Source organism: Stetteria hydrogenophila (assembly GCF_054657575.1).
This window is the reverse complement of sequence record NZ_BAAHYL010000001.1, coordinates 550,015-569,102: the sequence shown is the minus strand read 5'-3', so window position 1 is coordinate 569,102 and position 19,088 is coordinate 550,015. Positions and strand designations below refer to the sequence as shown.

The 19,088-nt window shown below is 66.3% G+C and carries 19 protein-coding genes and 1 tRNA gene; 7 read left to right on the top strand and 13 right to left on the bottom strand.

Annotated elements, in window-relative coordinates:
* Position 1 precedes the first annotated feature (1 nt).
* The 7 genes from hisH to hisG are packed head-to-tail and all read right to left on the bottom strand — an operon-like array spanning position 2 to position 5,062.
* On the bottom strand, positions 2-622 hold the full coding sequence (gene hisH, locus ACYQ3J_RS03005; RefSeq protein WP_460124292.1) for an imidazole glycerol phosphate synthase subunit HisH: 621 nt from the start codon (positions 620-622) through the stop codon (positions 2-4).
* Complete coding sequence (gene hisE / locus ACYQ3J_RS03000) at positions 619-921, bottom strand: phosphoribosyl-ATP diphosphatase (RefSeq protein WP_460124289.1); 303 nt, start codon at positions 919-921, stop codon at positions 619-621. The genes hisH and hisE overlap by 4 nt, the downstream gene beginning before the upstream one ends.
* Positions 918-2,147 (bottom strand): histidinol dehydrogenase, encoded by a 1,230-nt coding sequence (gene hisD / locus ACYQ3J_RS02995; protein WP_460124638.1) that lies wholly within the window; start codon positions 2,145-2,147, stop codon positions 918-920. Before hisD ends, hisE begins: the two co-directional genes overlap by 4 nt.
* Before the next feature lie 19 nt (positions 2,148-2,166).
* Complete coding sequence (hisF, locus tag ACYQ3J_RS02990; RefSeq protein ID WP_460124285.1) at positions 2,167-2,922, bottom strand: imidazole glycerol phosphate synthase subunit HisF; 756 nt, start codon at positions 2,920-2,922, stop codon at positions 2,167-2,169.
* Positions 2,891-3,502: an imidazoleglycerol-phosphate dehydratase gene (locus ACYQ3J_RS02985; protein ID WP_460124282.1), complete on the bottom strand. Its 612-nt coding sequence runs from the start codon at positions 3,500-3,502 to the stop codon at positions 2,891-2,893. Before ACYQ3J_RS02985 ends, hisF begins: the two co-directional genes overlap by 32 nt.
* Entirely contained in the window at positions 3,495-4,211 is a 717-nt protein-coding gene (locus ACYQ3J_RS02980; protein ID WP_460124279.1) for a HisA/HisF-related TIM barrel protein, read from the bottom strand. The genes ACYQ3J_RS02985 and ACYQ3J_RS02980 overlap by 8 nt, the downstream gene beginning before the upstream one ends.
* A complete protein-coding gene (gene hisG, locus ACYQ3J_RS02975; protein ID WP_460124276.1) occupies positions 4,208-5,062 on the bottom strand; it encodes an ATP phosphoribosyltransferase in 855 nt (284 codons plus the stop codon). The genes ACYQ3J_RS02980 and hisG overlap by 4 nt, the downstream gene beginning before the upstream one ends.
* Positions 5,063-5,194: 132 nt before the next feature.
* Between hisG and hisC the strand changes: the two genes are divergently transcribed.
* On the top strand, positions 5,195-6,259 hold the full coding sequence (hisC, locus tag ACYQ3J_RS02970) for a histidinol-phosphate transaminase (protein WP_460124274.1): 1,065 nt from the start codon (positions 5,195-5,197) through the stop codon (positions 6,257-6,259).
* A 118-nt stretch (positions 6,260-6,377) separates the two neighbouring features.
* Here hisC and ACYQ3J_RS02965 read toward each other — a convergent pair whose 3' ends face one another.
* From ACYQ3J_RS02965 to ACYQ3J_RS02950, 4 genes are all read right to left on the bottom strand, one after another.
* Positions 6,378-6,728, bottom strand: a complete 351-nt coding sequence (locus ACYQ3J_RS02965; protein ID WP_460124635.1) for a helical membrane plugin domain-containing protein — start codon at positions 6,726-6,728, stop codon at positions 6,378-6,380.
* Positions 6,729-6,730: 2 nt separating this feature from the next.
* Positions 6,731-7,924, bottom strand: coding sequence for an NAD(P)/FAD-dependent oxidoreductase (locus tag ACYQ3J_RS02960; protein WP_460124271.1), 1,194 nt, complete (start codon positions 7,922-7,924; stop codon positions 6,731-6,733).
* A 63-nt stretch (positions 7,925-7,987) separates the two neighbouring features.
* Positions 7,988-8,224, bottom strand: a complete 237-nt coding sequence (locus ACYQ3J_RS02955; protein WP_460124632.1) for a sulfurtransferase TusA family protein — start codon at positions 8,222-8,224, stop codon at positions 7,988-7,990.
* A gap of 56 nt (positions 8,225-8,280) precedes the next feature.
* Positions 8,281-8,688 carry a DsrE/DsrF/DrsH-like family protein gene (locus ACYQ3J_RS02950; RefSeq protein ID WP_460124268.1) on the bottom strand — a complete coding sequence of 136 codons (408 nt, stop codon included), beginning with the start codon at positions 8,686-8,688 and terminating at the stop codon, positions 8,281-8,283.
* Between the two features lie 348 nt (positions 8,689-9,036).
* On the opposite strand from ACYQ3J_RS02950, the gene ACYQ3J_RS02945 reads away from it, so the two are divergent.
* The 4 genes from ACYQ3J_RS02945 (at position 9,037) to ACYQ3J_RS02930 (ending at position 14,027) form a co-directional block, all read left to right on the top strand.
* A complete protein-coding gene (locus ACYQ3J_RS02945; RefSeq protein WP_460124265.1) occupies positions 9,037-9,795 on the top strand; it encodes a KaiC domain-containing protein in 759 nt (252 codons plus the stop codon).
* An 86-nt stretch (positions 9,796-9,881) separates the two neighbouring features.
* Positions 9,882-12,071, top strand: a complete 2,190-nt coding sequence (locus tag ACYQ3J_RS02940) for a CDC48 family AAA ATPase (RefSeq protein ID WP_460124262.1) — start codon at positions 9,882-9,884, stop codon at positions 12,069-12,071.
* A 62-nt stretch (positions 12,072-12,133) separates the two neighbouring features.
* Positions 12,134-12,745, top strand: coding sequence for a hypothetical protein (locus tag ACYQ3J_RS02935; protein ID WP_460124259.1), 612 nt, complete (start codon positions 12,134-12,136; stop codon positions 12,743-12,745).
* Entirely contained in the window at positions 12,720-14,027 is a 1,308-nt protein-coding gene (locus ACYQ3J_RS02930) for a hypothetical protein (protein WP_460124256.1), read from the top strand. The genes ACYQ3J_RS02935 and ACYQ3J_RS02930 overlap by 26 nt, the downstream gene beginning before the upstream one ends.
* Positions 14,028-14,213: 186 nt before the next feature.
* Here the strand turns inward: ACYQ3J_RS02930 and ACYQ3J_RS02925 are convergent.
* Positions 14,214-14,303 (bottom strand) — tRNA-Ser (locus tag ACYQ3J_RS02925).
* A 212-nt stretch (positions 14,304-14,515) separates the two neighbouring features.
* On the opposite strand from ACYQ3J_RS02925, the gene ACYQ3J_RS02920 reads away from it, so the two are divergent.
* Both ACYQ3J_RS02920 and ACYQ3J_RS02915 read left to right on the top strand, forming a co-directional pair.
* Positions 14,516-15,097, top strand: a complete 582-nt coding sequence (locus tag ACYQ3J_RS02920) for a hypothetical protein (protein ID WP_460124253.1) — start codon at positions 14,516-14,518, stop codon at positions 15,095-15,097.
* A 91-nt stretch (positions 15,098-15,188) separates the two neighbouring features.
* Complete coding sequence (locus ACYQ3J_RS02915; protein WP_460124250.1) at positions 15,189-15,461, top strand: hypothetical protein; 273 nt, start codon at positions 15,189-15,191, stop codon at positions 15,459-15,461.
* Here ACYQ3J_RS02915 and rgy read toward each other — a convergent pair.
* A complete protein-coding gene (rgy, locus tag ACYQ3J_RS02910) occupies positions 15,439-19,065 on the bottom strand; it encodes a reverse gyrase (protein ID WP_460124247.1) in 3,627 nt (1,208 codons plus the stop codon). The two genes, ACYQ3J_RS02915 and rgy, sit on opposite strands and share 23 nt — an antisense overlap.
* Positions 19,066-19,088: the final 23 nt, after the last annotated feature.

Below are 19,088 nucleotides of genomic sequence, written 5' to 3'. Positions count from 1 at the left end.
GTCACCCCTGGAGGGTTGAGACGAAGTTCCTGAGCACCCGGAGTCCCACGGCGCTGCTCTTCTCCGGGTGGAACTGGACCCCGTAGAAGGGCGGCGCCTCCACGACCGCAGCGAAAGCCTCGCCCCCCACCTCCGCCACAGCCCTCACCCAGGGATCCCCAACGCCCTTGTAGGCGTAGCTGTGGGCGAAGTAAAAGTAGGACCCCGGCTCGACGCCCCGGAGCAGCGTGGAGGGCCCCATGGGGTGGACTCGCTCCCAGCCGATGTGGGGCACCCTGCCGCCCCTCAGCCTCTCAACCCTCCCGGGCAGCACGCCGAGCCCCCTGCCGCCCCCCTCCTCGCTCTCCTCGAAGAAGAGCTGCATGCCGAGGCAGATGCCGAGCACGGGGGTGCCCCGGGAGGCTAGCTCCAGGATCCTCCCCCGCTCCCCGGAGTCTAGAGCCCTCGACGCAGCCCTGTAGGAGCCGACGCCGGGGAGCACGAGGCCGTCCGCCCGTGACGCCCTGGGGTCCACAAGCGTCTCCACGACCGCGACGCTCGCCCCAGCCCTCTCGAGGCCGGCCCTGACGCTGTAGACGTTGCCGACCCCGTACTTGAGGACGGCGACGAGCGGCCTCCTCAACCCCGCCTCCTCCCCCCGCGCCTCCTAGCCTCGAGCTCCCTCGCCACCGCGGAGGGCTCGACTCCAACCAGCGCCAGGAGGACAGTGAGGTGGTATAGTAGGTCCGCTGCCTCCCTCACCACCCCCTCCCTGTCGCCCCTCAGCGCCTCGATCATTGTCTCGATAGCCTCCTCCCCCAGCTTCCTGGCGGCGGCCTCCACGCCCGCCTCCGCCAGCCTCGCAGTGTAGGATCCCGGAGGCTTCTCCCTGACCCTCTCGAGCACCACCCTGTACAGCTCGTCGAGGAACCCCAGGCTCAACTCCTCCTCGCCTCCAGGCTCCTCGCGTGGAACTCGAAGCCCTCAGCCCTCGCGAGGGTGATGGCGGCCTCGAGGATCTCGGCGGCCGGGATCCCGGAGGCGACTGCCACCGGCTTGAGGAAGTCGTAGACGCTCAGGCCGCCGCGCCACCTCGCCGAGCCTCCCGTGGGGAGCACGTGGCTCGGGCCCAGGGCGTAGTCGAGCAGCGCCGCGGGGACGCCGACGGTCACGGCGCCCGCGCTCCCTACCCTCGAGAGCACCTCACCCGGGTCCCGGGCGAGGACCTCGAGGTGCTCCGGGGCGAAGCGGTCGACGAGCTCCGCGGCCTCCCCGAGGCTCCTGGTCTCCGCGATTACGAGCCTCCCCATGCCCTCGCCGGGGGCGCGGCGCAGGATCCCCTCGACCTCCGAGGCGAGCCAGCCGCTGGGGGTTGCGAGGAGCACCGTGGAGAGGGGGCCGTGCTCGGCCTGGGCCAGCATGTCGAGCGCCACCAGCTCCGGGTCGGCCGAGTCGTCCGCGACCACGGCGAGCTCCGTGGGGCCGGCGATCAGGTCGATGCCAACCATGCTGGAGGCGAGGAGCTTCGCCGCCTCAACGTAAGGCCCCCCAGGGCCTGCGATGAGGTCCACCCTTGGCAGCGGCGCGGCGCCGAAGGCCAGGCCCGCGACCGCCTGGGCGCCTCCCACGGCGTAGACCGCGTCCGCCCCCGCCACCCTGGCTGCAGCGGTGACGAGCGGGTCGGCCTTGAACCCCCTCCTCCTCGACGGGGGGGTTGCAACGACGACCAGCCTCGATCCGGCCACCCTCGCGGGGACGACGGTCATGATGACCGTGGAGGGGTAGGGCCTCCCGCCGGCGGGGGCGTAGACCCCGACCCTCTCCACGGGGAGCCAGCGCAGCTCCACGCCCCCCACTCTCCTGGGCTCGGGCTTCACCGCCTCCTGGAACGCCCTCACCGCCCTCGCCGCCGTCTCGAGGGCCCGGAGCACCTCCTCCCCCACGGCGGCGAGGGCCTCCCTCTCCTCGTCCTCGCCGACCCTCGGGTCGTCGAATGAGACTCCGTCGAAGCGCTGGGAGAACCTCTTCACCGCCTCGTAGCCCTCCCTCGCCACCGCCTCGACTATGGGCCTAACCCTCTCGACGTACTCCTCTATCCTGTAGGGCCTCGAGAGCCGGGCCAGGACCCCCTCGAGGCCCTGCTCCCTCGTGGAGTACCTCTCAACCACAGCCAAGCCGCTCCGCCCCCTAGAGCCTGACCTCGACGCCGTTCGCTGCCAGGTACTCCTTCACCTGCCTGACGGTTAGGACCCCGTAGTGGAAGACGCCAGCGGCGAGCGCCGCGTCCGCCCCGGCGTCCCGGAGGGCCTGGAGGAAGTGCTCCAGCCTCCCGGCTCCCCCGCTGGCTATGACCGGGACCCTGACGGCGCTCGAGACGAGCCTGGTGAGCTCGAGGTCGTAGCCGTCCCTCGTGCCGTCCCTGTCTATGCTCGTCAAGAGTATCTCGCCCGCCCCCAGCCTCTCAACCTCCCGGGCCCACTCCACGGCGTCCAGCCCGGTGGGGATCCTGCCGGCTGAGACGTAGACCCTGAAGGCTCCCCCCTCCCTCTTCGCGTCGATCGCCACCACCACCGCCTGGCTACCGTACTCCTCGGCCGCCCTCGCCACGAGTCCCGGGTCCCGGACGGCCGCGGTGTTCACCGAGACCTTGTCAGCCCCCGAGTCGAGGAGCCTGCCGAACTCCTCGAGCCCCCTGACCCCTCCCCCGACGGTGAGGGGTATCGAGAGCACGCTCGCCACGTCGCTCACCAGCCTGTAGAGTGGGGCCCTCCCCTCGGGGGTGGCGGAGATGTCCAGGAGCACGATTTCATCCGCGCCCTCCTCCTCGTAGCGGGCGGCCAGCTCCACCGGGTCCCCGGCGTCCCTGAGGCCCTGGAAGTTGACGCCCTTCACCACCCTGCCCCCCCGGACGTCAAGGCACGGGATTATCCTCTTCGCCGCCAACCCCGCCCACCTCCAAGACCCCCTTGGTCGAGACCACCCTCCCGGAGGGCCTGAGGCTCTGGCCCAGCGCCATGCCGAGGGCCTTGAAGGCCGCCTCCGCGAGGTGGTGGTTGTTCCCCGCCCTGAGCGTCACCACGTGCACAGAGGCCCTCATGGCGGAGGCGAGTGATGAGATGAAGTGGGCCACATTCTCCAGGGCGAGGCCGCCTATCTCCTCCCTAGTGAACGGTAGCTCCACGAACGCCCCGGGCCTGCCGGAGTAGTCGACGGCGGCGAGGACGAGGCACTCGTCCATCGGCGCCACCGCGTGGCCGAAGCGCGCGACCCTGTCGCCAGCCGCCCTCCTCAGCGCCTCGCCCAGAGTGAGGGCGACGTCCTCCGCGACGTGGTGGTCGTCGACCCGCCTCTTCTCCACCGCCTTCACCCCCGCGTCGAAGCCGGCGTAGTACAGCATGGTCTCCACCATGTGGTCGAGGAAGCCTATGCCGGTCTCGACGCTCACCCTGCCCGAGCCGTCGAGGTCGACCCAAACCTCCACCCTAGTCTCCAGGGTCTCCCTGGCAATGCTGGCCCTACGCATACCCCGCAGCCACCCCCCACGGGATCCCGCCGGTGTAGAGGGCCATCCCAACCACCGCCACGTCCACCCCCACGGCCTGGAGGGCCTCGAGGTCCCGGGGGCTGGAGACGCCGCCGGCGTAGGCCAGGATCCCCCGCACCGCCGCCCTGACGAGCTCGACCCTCGCCACGTCGGGGCCCTGCATCGTGCCCTCCCGCCAGGTCTGGGTGTAGAGCACCCCCTGAGCCCCCGTGGACTCGAGGGCCTCGAGGGCTTCGGTGAGGGTTAGGGGCTCCCTCCTCTCCCACCCCCTCGAGAGGATCCTGCCCTGGGAGTCCTCCTCCACCGCAGCGAGCACCTGGCAGCCCGTCGCCCCGGCGAGCGCGCCCGGGAACCCCGGCCTCTCGAGCCACGCAGTGCCTACGACCAGCCTCTCCGCGCCGGCGGAGCAGAGGGCCTCCCCGGCCTCCAGGCTCCTCACGCCGCCCCCGTACTGAACCCGGAGGCCGTGCTCGCGGGAGGCGAGCCTCACCAGCTCCAGGGTGGGCTGCTGGAGCCTCCCCGTCGCCGCGGCGGTGAGGTCCACTATGTGGACCCACCTGAAGCCGAGGGCGGCGACCGCCTCGACTAGCCTCGACGGGTCCCCCAGCCGTAGGCCCGTGCCCCTCACGCCGCGGACCCTCTTCACCGCGACGCCGCCCTCCACGTCGATGGACGGCGCCACGATCACGGTACCACCCTCTCGACGCCCAGCACCACTATCCCCCGGGCCCCCCTCCTCCTGGCCTCGATGATTACCCTGGCAAGGTCCCGCTCCGGCACCGCCGTGAGCACCTCCCACGCCGGCTCGGGGGACTCGAGCCTCGCCACCATCGGGGCCTCCATGGCTGGGAGGACCTCGAGGACCCTCCGGAGCCTGTCGCCGGGGACGTTCATGAGGACGAGCTTCGTCGTCCTCGCCCTAACGACGCTCCTGACCGCCTCGGCCACCTCCCCGACGAGGCCCCCGGGGTTCGAGCGCGGGCTCCTTATGAGGACGGCGCTCGTCTCCATCACGACGTCTATGGGCTTGAGGCCGTGCAAAGCGAGCGTCGTGCCGGTGGAGGAGACGTCGACCACGGCGTCCGCCACCCCCAGGCTCGGCATGACCTCGACGGCCCCGCTCACCTTGACAACCACTCCGCAGACGCCCACCCTCTCGAGGTAAGCCCTCGTCACCCTCTCGTACTTACTCGCCACCCTGACTCCGTCGGGGAGGTCGCTGGGGGAGTCGAAGCCCGAGTCCCTGGGGACGGCTAGGACCAGCCTGGCCCTCCCGAAGTCGAGGCGAGCCTCCACCTCCACTTCAACGCCGGACTCGGCCACGTAGTCTAGGCCGGTAATCCCGAGGTCGGCGGCTCCGACTGCGACGAAGACGGGGATGTCCTCGGGCCTCAGGAAGACGAGGGAGACGCCCTCCCAGCGCGTGGGGGACATGAGCGCCCTCGACTCGCCGTCGATGACCGGCTCCAGGCCGGCTGCCTCGAGGAGGCGGAGCGCGGGCGTCTTCAGCCGCCCCTTGTTGGGGACGGCTACCCTCACCTGGCCCCCGCGCCCATCTAGCGCGCCGCTACGCGAGGTGAACGCGCACTACCCCGCACCCGCCCCGGGCCCACGGGGGTGGCCAGGGTTTTAACTGTTTCCCCGGGCCGCGCTGGTGGGAGGGCGAGTGGGTTGAGCGGAGGGGGCGCCTTCAAGCCGTGGATACTCGGCGTGCCGGTCTACGAGCCTGGGAGCTACGAGGGCGTCGGGGTGAGGCTCGACTTGAACGAGTGCCCCCACCCGCCGCCGGGGTTCGTGGTCGAGGCTGCGGCGGCCGAGCTGGGGAGGGTTAACAGGTACCCCGAGGCGGGGCTCGTGGGGAGGGCGTACAGGGCGCTAGCCTCCTACACCGGCTTCAGCGTCGACCGCCTAGCCATCGGGGCCGGCGGGGATGACCTGCTGAAGGCCGTCTTCGCCGGGACCCTCGAGCCGGGGGACACAGTCGCGGCGCCCAGGTACTCCTTCTCGAGCTACAAGTCTCTAGCCAGGCTCCACGGCGCCAGGGTGTCGTGGGTGCCGATGGAGCCCCGGGGGGAGTGGTGGGTGATAGACGAGGACGCCCTATTCGAGGAGGCGGGGAGGGCGAAGCTCGTGGTGCTCGACAGGCCCAACAATCCGACGGGCAGCATGCTCCTCCCCAAGGCCAGGGTGGAGGAGCTACTCGAGGAAGCCAGGGGGCTCGTCTTGGTGGATGAGGCCTACTACGAGTTCGCCGGGGAGACAGTCGCCGAGCTGACGGAGAGCCACGAGAACCTAGTCGTCGTCAGGACGCTCAGCAAGGCATTCTGCCTCGCAGGCCTCAGGCTAGGCTACGCCATAGCCCACAAGTCAACCGCAGCCGCCATCCGCAGGGTCCTCTCCCCCTTCCCCGTCTCGAGGCCCAGCCTCGCAGCCGCCGCGGCGGCGCTCGAGAACCCGGGGTACGCCCTCGAGGAGGCCGAGAGGGTCCGGGGGGAGAGGGAGAGGCTACGCTCCATGCTCCAAGCCGCTGGGGCCAGGGTCTACGCGAGCAGGACAAACTTCCTCCTCGCGGACACCGGGATCCCGCGCGTCGTGGAGAAGCTCCGGCGTAGAGGGATCGCGGTGAAGAGAGTCCCCCTCGGCGACAGCTGGCTCAGGGCTACAGTCGGGCTCCCAAGCGAGAACGAGGCGCTAGCCAAGGCCCTTGCCGAGCTCTCACGCCGAGGCCGCGGCTAACCCCCTCCCACCCCCAGCCCAGCGGCTCGAGGCGGGGGTTGAAGGGGAGATCCCGAAAAGGCTGAAATAGGGCTGGAACTAGGAGAGGCTAGGCTAGAAAACGAGGGGTGGGGAGGGGCTACTTCCCTAAGATTTTGAGTATCGCTATGAGCCTCCCCAGCCCCCTGGCTACCTGGGGGTCTCTGAGGCTTGAGAGGAGCTTCCTCACACCAGCCGGCTCGGGCTCCTCCTTTAGCACCATTACTATCTCTCCCAGCATGTTGAGTAGCATGTCCAGGGAGTCGACGAGTCTCATCGTGCCAGGCGTCATTAGTATGGAGACCAGCCTGTTGAGAGTCTCGGGCTCGGTGATCGCCACGAGCGTGTCCAGTATGCCGGCTTCCTCCAGGTTCAAGGCTATCTTGTAAAGCTTCTCAAGGGCTTCCTCAGCCTCAGGCGACGCCGTCCGAAGAGCCTTCTCCTCCGCCATCTCTACCACCCGGCCTCTCCCAGCACAGCTGGATCGGTGGCGTCAAAATACGCCTTGAAGATGCCCCTGAACCTCTCGGGGTACTTAAGGCTGGGCCAGTAGATGCCTATGAAGAGGTCCTCGAAGAACCTCTTCATCTTACTCGGCCTCACCGGTATCACCGGGTGGTCGTAGGTGCTTATTGCGAACGACGCCTCGCCGTTCATCACCAGCGGGCAGTTCGTCCTCCCAGTGAACCTGGCGTCGAAGCCTAGGATTCTGTCTGCAACGACCTCCGCGCCTAGGTGTGCCGTCACACCGGTCTTACTCGTGGGCGCGTTGGTGCAGTCCCCAACGGCGTAGACGTCGTCGTAGCCCTCGACCTGCAGGGTGTACTTGTCCACCTTAATGTAGCCGTCATCGTCAGTCACGCTGTCAGGCTTAATGGTGACCTGAGGCCCCTTATGAACTGGTATTAGGGCTAGCAAGTCGAAGTCCAGCTCTTCTCCCTCGAGCGAGTAGAGCTTCTTCTTCTCCAAGTCCACGCTCTCCGCAGTGAACATGGTCACAACCTCAATGCCGGCCTCCTCGAGCTTGGGGTCTATCAGCTTCGCAAGCGTCTCGGAGGCGTAGGAGTGCACGAACGGGACTGCTAGCGTCACCTTCACCTTCCCGCGGAGCCCCTTCTTCTTGAGCGTCTCGCTGGCGAGGAAGACAGCCTTATGCGGGGCCGGCGTGCACTTGTACCCTGGATCCCCGGCCGCTACAACCAGCCTACCCTCTTTCATCGCCGAGAAGTTCTTCCACAGCCTCGCAGCGTGCTCGGGGCCCGAGTAGAAGTCTCCGAACCTCTCCAGGGCCTCCCTATTGCCGGGGATCGCGTCGTAGTCATAGGAGACGCCCAAAGCTATTATCAGGATGTCGTAGCTTAGAGTCTTGCCTGAAGCGAGCTTGACCGCCCTCTCGCCAAGGTCTATCTCTGTGACCGTGTCCTTGACCAGGTTGACGCCGGGCCTCACGAGGCTCTCAACCTTCCTCATGTACCTTGCGGGGTCGTGGCCCTGGAAAGCTATCCAAAGCATGCCCGGCTGGAAGAGGTGGTAGTCACTCTTCTCCACGATGGTCACGTTGAAGCCGTGATAGCCTAGGAGGTTACCTGCTATCAGCCCTCCGCTCCCTGCCCCAAGAACCAGCACGTTCGCCTTACTCTCAGCCATGCTATTCACCCACCCCACGCGCAAAAACTAAAAACCACAAAGAAAAACGATAAGCCGGTAGGGCTACTTCTTAGCGGTGACCTTGATTACAGCCTTGATCACGCCGCCCTCCTCGGTGAGCTCGACCAGCTCGTTTCCAGTCCTCTTAACCCAGGACTGGATGTCCGCTTTGAAGCCAGGGTCGGTGGCCAGCACCTCGATTATGTCCCCGTTCTTGGCCTGCCTGTAGGCCCTCGCGAGCTTGCTTATTGGCCCGGGGCACGCTATGCCCTTAGCATCAACCACTATCTTCTCTCCCATCACTACCCACCTCTCTAGGTAAATACCCTACCCCTTTTACTACATAAAAATTTTGGCTATATAAATATTACTTCATAGTCGGCCGTCTCATTCATGAAGGCGGTCGCCCCGACTAGGTCGTCCACTATGGGGTCAAGGTCCTCCTTCTTGAGCCCGAGGGCCTCAGCCATTAGGCTGCAGACGTAGACCTTGACGTCGCCAGTCTCCTTAGCCTCTTTAAGCATTTCATACCAGCTCGGAGCGTTGAGCTTCTTCAAGCCCTCCATGAGTTTCTGGGCCATGTCCTCGAACCCCTTCGTAAGCCTGGGCTCAGGCTTGTTCTTAGCGAAGTACGGCGTAGCGTAGCCCGTGACGAATATCCTCACGGGCACACCGAGGTTGGCGGCAGTTTGAGTGAGAACGCCGAGGGGTATGAACTTCTCGGCCTCGCCGGAGAACATGACGATAGCCAATCCCTTCGCCATCATCAAACACCTCAGAGCCTCGACTATAAAGTAAGATTTAGGTATGTATATAAATTTTCATGTGAACTATGCATATACAATAGGACCTTGTCAAAGATCTATTTACCCTGATCTATTTACCCTCACGAAGAACACAGCCATGCCGCAATAAACATGCTTGGGCTATCAAATCCCGCTTGAAAGCGGCGTGGTTGACAAGCCCCACGTTCGGCGGCATTTCTTCAAAACACTCCCCAATAGCGTGCTGGCGCATCTACTTGTATGCTGCGAGGAAACATACAGCAATATATACAAGGGAGAAGAATATGTAATACTAAAATTGTATTGTGGGCGTTGAGGTGAGCGCGGGTGGTTGAGAGGGTCAAGACCGGGATCCCGGGTATGGATGAGATACTCAACGGCGGGATCCCGGCTAGGAACGTGGTGCTCCTTAGCGGGGGGCCTGGTACTGGGAAGAGCATTTTCAGCTACCAGTACCTCTGGAACGGCCTCAGGCAGGGCGATCCCGGGGTTTTCGTGGCGCTTGAGGAGCACCCGGTTCAGGTTAGGATTAACATGTCCCAGTTCGGCTGGGACGTGAGGCCCTACGAGAGGGAGGGCACGTTCGCGGTCGTCGACGCCTTCACTGGGGGCGTCGGGGAGGCTGCTAAGAGGGAGCGCTACGTGGTGAGGGACCCGGAGGACGTCGGGCTCCTGGGCGATGTGTTGAAGGAGGCCATCAGGGACGTTGGGGCTAAGAGGGTTGTGATCGACAGCGTCTCCACACTCTACCTGGCTAGGCCCGCGCTAGCCAGGAGGACCGTGATGCTCCTCAAGAGGATCCTGAGCGGCCTGGGCACCACGTCTATACTCGTGAGTCAGGTGAGCGTGACTGAGAGGGGCTTCGGCGGCCCCGGCGTGGAGCACGCCGCGGACGGCATCATTAGGCTGGACCTCGACGAGGTCGACGGGGAGCTCGTGAGGAGCCTGATAGTGTGGAAGATGAGGGGAACCGCCCACAGCATGAGGAGGCACCCATTCGAGATAACGAGCAAGGGGATAATAGTCTACCCGGACAAGGTCGTCAGGCTCGGTAGAGGCTTCAGGATCGAGAGGACTGAGGGGTGACCCTCGCCGACGCCTTAACTGGCCTGCATTAAGCCGTGGCTTTTAAGTGCCCGGACCAGCTACAATTCGCAGGGGTGTATGGGGCCGTGTCCTCTAACGGTATCAGGCTGAGGGTGCAGGAGGCTCTCCCACGAGACGTTGGGAGGAAGATAGCCAGGATCGACAGGGCGGCTATGAGGAAGCTGGGCGTCTCAACCGGTGACTTCATCAGGATAGAGGGCCCGCAGGGAGAGGTCGTGGCGGTAGCCTGGCCCCTCCACGTGGAGGATGAGGGGAGGGACATAATCAGGATCGACGGCTACCTGAGGAAGAGCCTGGGCGTGGGGGTCGGGGACTACGTCACCGTGTATAAGGCTGACCGCGTTGAGCCCGCCACCCGCGTAGTCCTGGCCCCAACGGAGGAGATAAGGTTCGGAGCCGACTTCGTCGAATACGTGAAGGAGTTCCTGAAGGGCAAGCCGATAGCCCGCGGGGAGACCGTTGTCATCCCAGTGTTCGAGGGGATCCCGCTGGTCGTTGTGAGCACCCAGCCGGCTCAGATAGTCTACGTCACCGACGCTACCGAGCTCTCCATCAGGGAGAAGCCGGTCAGGGCTGAGGAGGTTACGAGGGCCCGCGGGATCCCGAAGGTGACGTGGGAGGACATAGGTGACCTCGAGGAGGCGAAGGAGAGGATAAGGGAGATCGTCGAGCTGCCGATGAAGCACCCGGAGATATTCAAGCACCTAGGAATCGAGCCGCCTAAGGGGATCCTGCTCTACGGCCCGCCGGGCACCGGTAAGACTCTGCTGGCGAAGGCGCTGGCCAACGAGATTGGAGCGTACTTCATAAGCATCAACGGCCCTGAGATCATGAGCAAGTTCTACGGTGAGAGCGAGCAGAGGCTAAGGGAGATCTTCAAGGAGGCGGAGGAGAACGCTCCAAGCATCATATTCATAGACGAGATCGACGCTATAGCCCCGAAGCGCGAGGAGGTCACGGGCGAGGTCGAGAAGAGGGTAGTCGCCCAGCTCCTCACTCTCATGGATGGCCTGAAGGAGAGGGGCAAGGTTATAGTCATAGGAGCCACCAACAGGCCCGACGCCATCGACCCCGCGCTGAGGAGGCCCGGGAGGTTCGACAGGGAGATCGAGATCAGGCCTCCGGACAAGAGGGCGAGGCTTGAGATCCTGAAGGTCCACACTAGGAACATGCCGCTGGCGGACGATGTAGACCTGGAGAAGATCGCCGAGATGACCCACGGCTACACCGGCGCGGACCTCGCGGCGCTGGCGAAGGAGGCGGCGATGAACGCGCTGAGGAGGTTCATTAAGAGCGGGAAGATAGACCTCGAGAAGGCGAAGGAGATCCCGGCAGGGATACTCAACGAGCTCAAGGTCACGATGCAGGACTTCATAGACGCGATGAGGATGGTGAGGCCGACGCTGATCAGGGAGGTCTTCGTCGAGGTGCCCGAGGTCCGCTGGGACGACATCGGGGGCCTCGAGGAGGTCAAGCAGGAGCTGAGGGAGGCCGTTGAGTGGCCTCTGAAGTACCCCGAGATATTCGACAAGATGGGCATCACGCCGCCGAAGGGGATCCTCCTCTTCGGCCCGCCGGGCACCGGCAAGACGCTGCTAGCCAAGGCAGCCGCCACGGAGAGCCAGGCGAACTTCATAGCCGTGAGGGGCCCGGAGATACTGAGCAAGTGGGTCGGCGAGAGCGAGAGGGCTGTCAGGAAGATATTCGAGCGCGCCAGGCAGGTGGCCCCGGCGATAGTGTTTTTCGACGAGATCGACGCCATCGCCCCCGCCAGGGGCTACAGGCACGACACGAGCGGCGTGACGGATAGGATTGTGAACCAGCTGCTAACCGAGATGGACGGCATCGTCCCGCTGAAGAACGTGGTCGTCATAGCGGCCACCAACAGGCCCGACATCATAGACCCGGCCCTGCTCAGGCCCGGGAGGTTCGACAGGGTCATCTACGTCCCGCCGCCGGACAAGGAGGCTAGGAAGCAGATACTCGAGATACACACTAGGAAGGTGCCGCTCGCCGAGGACGTCGACCTGGATAAGCTGGCTGAGATGACTGAGGGCTACACCGGCGCGGACCTCGCGGCGCTCGTCAGGGAGGCTGTCATGATCAAGCTGAGAGAGAAGCTGGAAGTCGGCCCGGTCAAGATGGAGCACTTCCTCAAGGCCCTGAAGAAGGTGCCGCCGAGCCTGACGCCGGAGGATGTGAGGAGGTACGAGAAGCTGGCGCGCGAGCTAAAGCGCATGGTCATAGGGGCCTAAGCGGCCCTTGAGGGGCTGGAGCACGGCTTTTTCTTCACCCGCGCGTGCCCGCTTTTCCCACGGTGCCACGCGGCTTGTACCCTGAAGTGGAGTCCGCGAGGCTCGCCGCCAGGGCCGTCGCCGCGGCTGTAGTGTTTTCGGTCGCGGCGGTGGCCGCAGTCCTCCACGCCCAGGGCGTCGGGGCCGAGGCTCTCCCCGTGCTCGCAGCGCTCTCAGTTGTGGGCGCCGTCCTGTCGTGGAGAGCCATCAGGAGGTCGAGGCTGCTGGAGGAGGGGATCCGGCGCTTCGACGCCTGGTGCGGCGGCGCAGAGAGGGCAGCCCGGGGGGCCTCCGGGGTGTACTATTGCAGCCGCGAGGGGTTCATCGTGTGCTTCGACCCCCTACTCGGCAGAGTCCACGTGGCGGCCGGAAGGGTCGCCGGGTCCGTGGAGGCCCCGGAGAGGCCTGACTACCGGTGCACGCTGAGGGTTAAGGGGGAGGCCTCCGAGGAGGGCGGGACGAGGGTGTTCCGGGGCGTGCTCTACGCGCCCATGCCCGGGTCGCCGGGGAGGCTCGCGAGGATCGAAGGCTTCGAGATCTACGCGGCCGTTGGCCCTGAGGGCCCCGACGGCGCGGCTGATAAACTGCTGGGCATAGCTAGGAGGCTCGGTGCTGGGGGTGCTCAGGGATCCTAGGGGCCTGGCGCTGCTCCTCGCCCTGCTCGCTGTCGTGTTCTCCACGCTCTACGCCGCTGCGGCCCGGCCGGCGCGGGGTGCGGCGGGGGCCTGGGTGGCGCTGGAGCCCGGCGAGGAGCTCGAGGCCTGCGGCTTCAACGGTGGTGGTGCTGTTTTCGCCCTCAGCCGCCCCTCCAGGGCGGTCCTAGTCACGGGTAACCGCACGCTTGAGGCCGAAATCGACGTCCTTGACGCATGCGTCGACGGCGGGGTTGCAGCGTTCGCCGGGAGCATCGGCGGCAGGCCGGCGGTGCTCGTGGTCAACGGCACCGGGGCGGCCGTCTACAGGCTCCCAGGCTGGGGGGCAGCGGTCTCCGTCGACTGCAGGCGCGGCAGGGTAGCCTTCGCCGCCGCGGGCTACGACGAAGGCCTAGTAGTGGGCGTCGTGGAGGGTGGAGTGGCGGAGGCGGCGGCCGCCGGGATCCCTGGGGACTGGTGGGGCGCCCGCGTCGCCTCGACCCCCACGGGAGCGATCGCCGTCTCCGGGCACTACCTGGCCATCTACGACTCCAGGCTGGGATCCCTGCAGGCCTACGAGCTAGACCTCCCCGGCTTCAACGTGACCCTCGAGGGGGCCTGGGAGGGGGGCGGCGGGCTGCTCCTCTACGGGCGCGCGGAGCGAGGCAACGCCAGCTACGGCTTCGCCTGGACCGTTGGGGGCAAGGCCTTCCTCCTCCGCTCGCCCAGCGGCCACGCCTCAATCAGGAGCGCCACGCTCCTCAGAGGCGGCGTGCTGGCGTACTACTCCCCCGGCACGTGGTGGGATGGAGTGGTCTACATAACCGGCCCCACAGGGAGGCTCGGCGGGGTGAGGCTGATCCACGGCTACAGCCACACCGTCGTCGGGGCGCGCCTCGGCGAGGACGGGGCCCTCGTGCTCGCCCTGAGAGGCTCACCCAGCGGGGGCGGCAACGCCGCGGTCTGCATCAGGCTCCCCTACCCGGAGCCCATCCGCCTAGCCGGCCCCGGCGCCGAGCTAGCGGTGGTGGAGCGCATCCCGGCGCCGGAGAGGCCTGCGGTGGAGGAGGCGCCCACCCCCGTGCTCCACGACTTGAACCCGGCCTGGAGGCCCCTCAAGGCAGCCGGCGCCGCCGTGGAACTGGAGGAAGGCCCAGGGAGGAGGGTGGCGACAGCGCTCCCCCGGGACGATGCGGTCCCCCGCTTCCTCTCAGCGCTCAGCGTCTCAATACCCCTCGCGGCCGCGGTCCACCGAACGCTAGCCGGGGACTGGCGGAGAGGCTGACTCTGGGACTCGTACAAATGCCTTCTCTTCATCCCCCGGGCGCATCCACGCCCCCGGGGTACGAGTCGGGAGTACCACTCATCGCCTAATCCAAGGAGTGAGCCGCGGCAGCCCTATATGAACCATGCAGCGCCAGCGCGCCTCCCTGAGGCCGTCAGGGCCCGCGGGTGGGGCTCTCCTCGTATATGGCGCCGGGGGCGGGATTCGAACCCGCGCCCCCCTTAACGGGGGAACGGGTCTCCAGCCCGTCCCCTTGGGCCGCTCGGGCACCCCGGCGCTCTCCTTTCTATACAGGCTGGGTGAAGGGGGTTTAAACCTGGGGGCCCCGGGCCCGCGTGCTTCAAGGGGGCTGTGGGGGTTTAAAGTAGAGGAGCGCGGTGGACGGGTGCTTAGCGGCGTCCTGAAGGCTGCTCTGGGAGCCGCGCTGCGTTGGACCCGTGTTGCCCGGGGGGCCATGGGCTCCTCTGCTTCGCCGTGGTGCGTGCGCCATGGCCGGGAGGGTGGGCAAGTGCGGCTACTACGTGGTGATGCTTGCCTACGTTAGCGAGAGGTTCCCCTTCGCGAGGGCCGTCAGGAGGGTTGAGGAGGCTGGGGCTAGGATTGAGTACATGGACGAGGTTGAGAGGAGGATAGTGGCGGACGTGCCTGCCTCCCGGGTGGAGGGCCTCCTCTCGGATCTCGCCAAGGCCAACGCGCTCTCCAGCGTGGCCCTGGAGGTTAAGTCGTCGTGCAGGCACAACGCCGGCCTCAGAGTGCTAAGGAGTGTGCTGAGGAGCCTAGGCTTCACCCAGGTGCCGGGCGGCGGGGCTGGGAGGATCTACGTTGTCGGCGTATTCCAGGGGAGGGCGGTCGAGGTTGAAGCCGACGAGTCCAGGCTCAGGGTCAAGGTGGGGAGGCGGGTCGCCGCAACGCCACGCCCCCCTATACCGCCCAGCCTCTTCCTCCTCGACCCGGAGGATGTGGCGGGGGCCTACTCGGCACTCAAAAGCTTCATTGAGGAGGTTAGGGTGAGGGTTAGGAAGGCGCCTGGGGATGGCGAGTCCCCCGGGCGCTCGGGCGCCCAGCCCTGAAGCCCCGGGGCTCGCCGGCGCCTCAACGGCCTCCGGGCGGAGTAGGTTAAAAGGAGTCCTTGGCAACCAACCCCGCTGGAGGGGGTTGCTTTTGGAGTCCTCCAGGAATGCAAGGAGGATATTGGTGACTCCCCAGAGGAGTGTGGACGACTACGTGCTGCTCGTATTAAACATGCTGGAGCTCGGGGAGGAGGTCGAGCTCCACTCGGCGAAGGAGAACGCCTGCATGCTGGCCGACGTCGTCAACGCTATCATCAGGGAGAGTGGTGGGAGGGCGGTCCAGGCTGGCGGGGGTATATGCGTGGAGAGGCTGTGGGGGAGGAGGCGCACCATGGTGTACGTCAAGCTCCGGCTCCAAGGGTAGCGGTCTCCACCGCCCTCCTTATGGACGCCGTTATCAGGCCCCAGGTCGCGTCGAGCACGTCCAACGGCGACGCCGCACCCCTCTCGATGGAGTCCAGCTCCTCCTCCAGCCTCCTGCTCGTCGCCTCTGAGACAAGGTCGCCGAAGTTGGACGCGAGGTACCTGTAGACCTCCATCCCCAGCTTCGTCGGGATCAGGTAGCCCACCCTCCTGCTCTCGATCACGTATCCGTGCCTCCTGTTGGCCTCTATCACCTTGGCGTACGTGCTCGGCCTCCCGAGGCCCCTCTCCTTCATCAGCCTCACCAGGTCGCCGCTTGTGAGCAGCTTCTCCCTGCTCGCCCTCACCACTCTAGCCTCCTTCACGGGAACCTCGTCCCCGGCCTCCACGCTGGAGGCCCAGGGGGCGAGCCTGGGCTTGTAGACGGCGGTGAAGCCCTCCCTGACCACCCTAGTGACAACGGTCACCTCCTCCCTCAGGCCCCCCAGCTCCAGCGTGAGGGCCGCCTTCTCCACCGTGGCCGGCGCCATCTGGCTCGCTATGAACCTCCTGAAGATCAGGTCGTACAGTTTCACGTGGGCCCTCGTTAGCTTCACCGGCACCCTGAGCGTGCCCTCGAGTACGGCCCTCTCCACCTCGCCCGCGTCGAGGGGCCTCGTGGGGCGTATCGCCTCGTGGGCCCCTCCCTCGCCCCACTGCCTCCCCCTGTAGAGCCCGCCGAGCCCGTGGGATTCAAGGTACTCCCTGGCCAGCGCGATGCCGGCCGGGCTCACCCTCGTGGAGTCTGTCCTGTGGTACGTTATCAGCCCGGACTCGAAGAGGTCCTGGGCCAGCTTCATCACGAGCCTCGCCGGGTACCCGTAGACCCTGCCCGCCTCGTAGATGAGGGAGTCCGTGGTGAAGGGGGGCGCGGGGTTCACCTCCTCGACCCACCTGTCGACACTCACCACCCTAGCCTTACCGGCGGCCGCCGCGGCCCTCGCCTTCTCCCTGTCCCCGGTGAAGAAGCTCACCCTGAACCCGTTAATCTTGGCTACAACCTTGTAGCCCCTGGTCTCCCTCCAGGCCTGGTACCTGTCGATCACCCAGCCGAGCACCGGCGTCTGCACCCTGCCGGCGCCGAGCCAGGGCTTCTTGAACACGCTCCAGAGGTGCTCGCTCAGCGCGAAGCCTATCCACCTGTCGACTATCCTCCTCACTATCTGCGCCTCAACAAGCCTCTCGTTGAAGGGCGACGGGTTCCTGAGGGCGTTCAGCACCGCCTCGGGGGTCACCTCGTGGAACCAGCCCCTCGACACCCTGGGGTTGTAGGGCTTGACGGCTAGCAGGACGTCCCACGCTATCTTCTCCCCCTCCCTGTCGGGGTCCGTTGCCACTATGATCTCGTCAACCTCCACCGCGAGCCTCCTCAGGGTGTCGACAACCTGCTGCGAGTTGACTATCATTGGGGAGCCGCAGCGCGGGCACACAGCGGACTCGTCGGTGAACTGGTGGCCGCAGGAGAGGCAGCGCTTCACCGTGGTGTAGACGGGCTCCACCACGCCCCCGTCGACGTGGACCCCGTACCTCCCCTCGTTGGGCTCGACTGCGAGGTCGTAGATGTGCCCCCTAGTCGCCGTGACTTGGAGCAGGTACACCGTGCCGCTCTTTGGGTCCAGCGTGTTGGTCTCGTAGACGACCAGCCTGCCCACCCTCCTCTTCGAGGGCCTGCCCCAGAACCATGCAATGGTCCTGGCCTTCGTCGGGCTCTCCACGACGAGTAGGACGCTCTTCACCGACACCCTCCTGCCCTTGCCCTTCCTCGTCTCCTCGATCCTCCTTAGGGCGTCGTCGAGGTCCACCTCGCTGAACGGCTTGAAGCTGGTCCTAGCCATCAGCGAGAGCCTCCTCTCCAGCGCCTTCACCCGGTCGAGCCTGGACTCCACGACCACGCTGAGGCCGAACGTCATCACTCCCTTGTGGAGCCTGCTCGCCCTCCCGCTGGCCTGGAGGTACGTGGGCGCGTCCGGGGTGAAGAGGAGGGCCTCGCCGGTCCTAGTCCTCTCCACGACCATGCCGCCGATTATGATCGAGTCCCTCTCCTCCAGCATGGAGCGGAGCGCCTCCTCCGCCCCCGCCGCGGCCCGGGTGATCTCCTCGACTAGCTCGGCTAGGAGGCCTTCAGCCTTCACCTTGCCCTGGAGGGCGGCGGCGACAATGGAGGGGTCGGGGATCCGGTCGAGGAGCCTCCTTATCCTGACAGCCGCCTCCCCCGCCCACTTGGCGCCCTGGTCGGAGAGGTAGAGCAGCACCCTCAGCAGCCTGGAGGGACTCTTCAACGCCTCCGGGAGGGGTATGAGCCTGCCGGGGGCGCCGTAGAAGACGGTGTACCTCACCCGCTCCGGGAGGTCGATGCCCCTGACCACCACGCCGTACCTGGAGGCGACGCCTACGATAACCCACACGCTGCCCTCCTCGAGCTTCTCCACCGCCCTCCTGCTCCCGGCGAGCGCGACCGCCGCCGGGATCCCCTGGGCGTTAAGCTTCTCCGCGAGCAGCTTGGCGTAGTGCTTCCCGTACGCCTGGGAGACGAAGACTATGCCGCCGGGGCCCAGCCTCCTGACGACCTCGATGACACCCTCCGCCAGGTCGCCTGTTACGTGGTAGGTGTCCTCCACGTTCCTGAGGTAGTCGGAGCCCCCGCCCACCTCGAAGCCCAGGAGCTCCTTGAATAGGAGGTGCTTAACCCCCCGGGGCCTCCCGGTGGCGCTCGCTATTACCAGCTGGCCGAGGGGCTCCCCGGCGATCCTCCTGAGCTCGGCCTCCAGCTCGGCTACCCTCCGCCGGGCCTCCTCGACCCTCTCCTCCCTCCCCTGGGCCAGGGCGGTGTAGAGGGCTAGCCTAGCCTTCACCAGCTCCATGGCCTTGCCTATGGCCTCGTCGCTGTAGCCGAGGAGCTTGAGCACCCTCTCCACGTTCCTGCTGTTCCTGAGCAGGCTGTCCACGTCGTCCACGATGACCAGGTTGAAGGGGGCGTGCCTGGCGATGTAGTCGAACCTCTTCTGGAGGAACCCGGTGGTTACCACTAGAACCGAGAACTCGCCCCTCTCGAGCCTAGAGAGCATCTCCTCCTTAACCCTCCTGCCGGCGCTGCTAGCGTACCACGCGCACACCCCCGGCTCGACGGCTTCGATCCTCGCAGCTATCTGCCTGACAAGGTTCTCCGTGGGGGCCAGGTAGAGCACCCTCCACCCGCTCCTGGCCGCCCTGTAGGCGGCGTAGACCGAGAGGAGCGTAGTCTTCCCCACGCCCGTCGGGGCTATGATCGCCATGCTCTCCAGCCTGAGGAGCCTCCTCGCCCAGCTCTTCTGGGCGCTCCAGAGGCTGGAGCCCGTCTTCCCCCTGAAGTAGGCGGAGAAGTCCTTGTAGGCCTCCTCCAGCGCGTAGAGCCATGCGTAGCCTGCGAGGGCCCCCCGCCTCGAGAGGGCCCTCGCCACGCTCTCGACGCTCGCCGACCTAGGCGGCTCGGGGAGGCACGCGCTGCATGGAAGGCCCTTGCTCAGCCTCTCAGCGCTTATCTTCCCCCCACAGTTCGGGCACGCACCCCTATACCTCGGCGTGATCAACGTCGAGACACACCCCCGGGCCG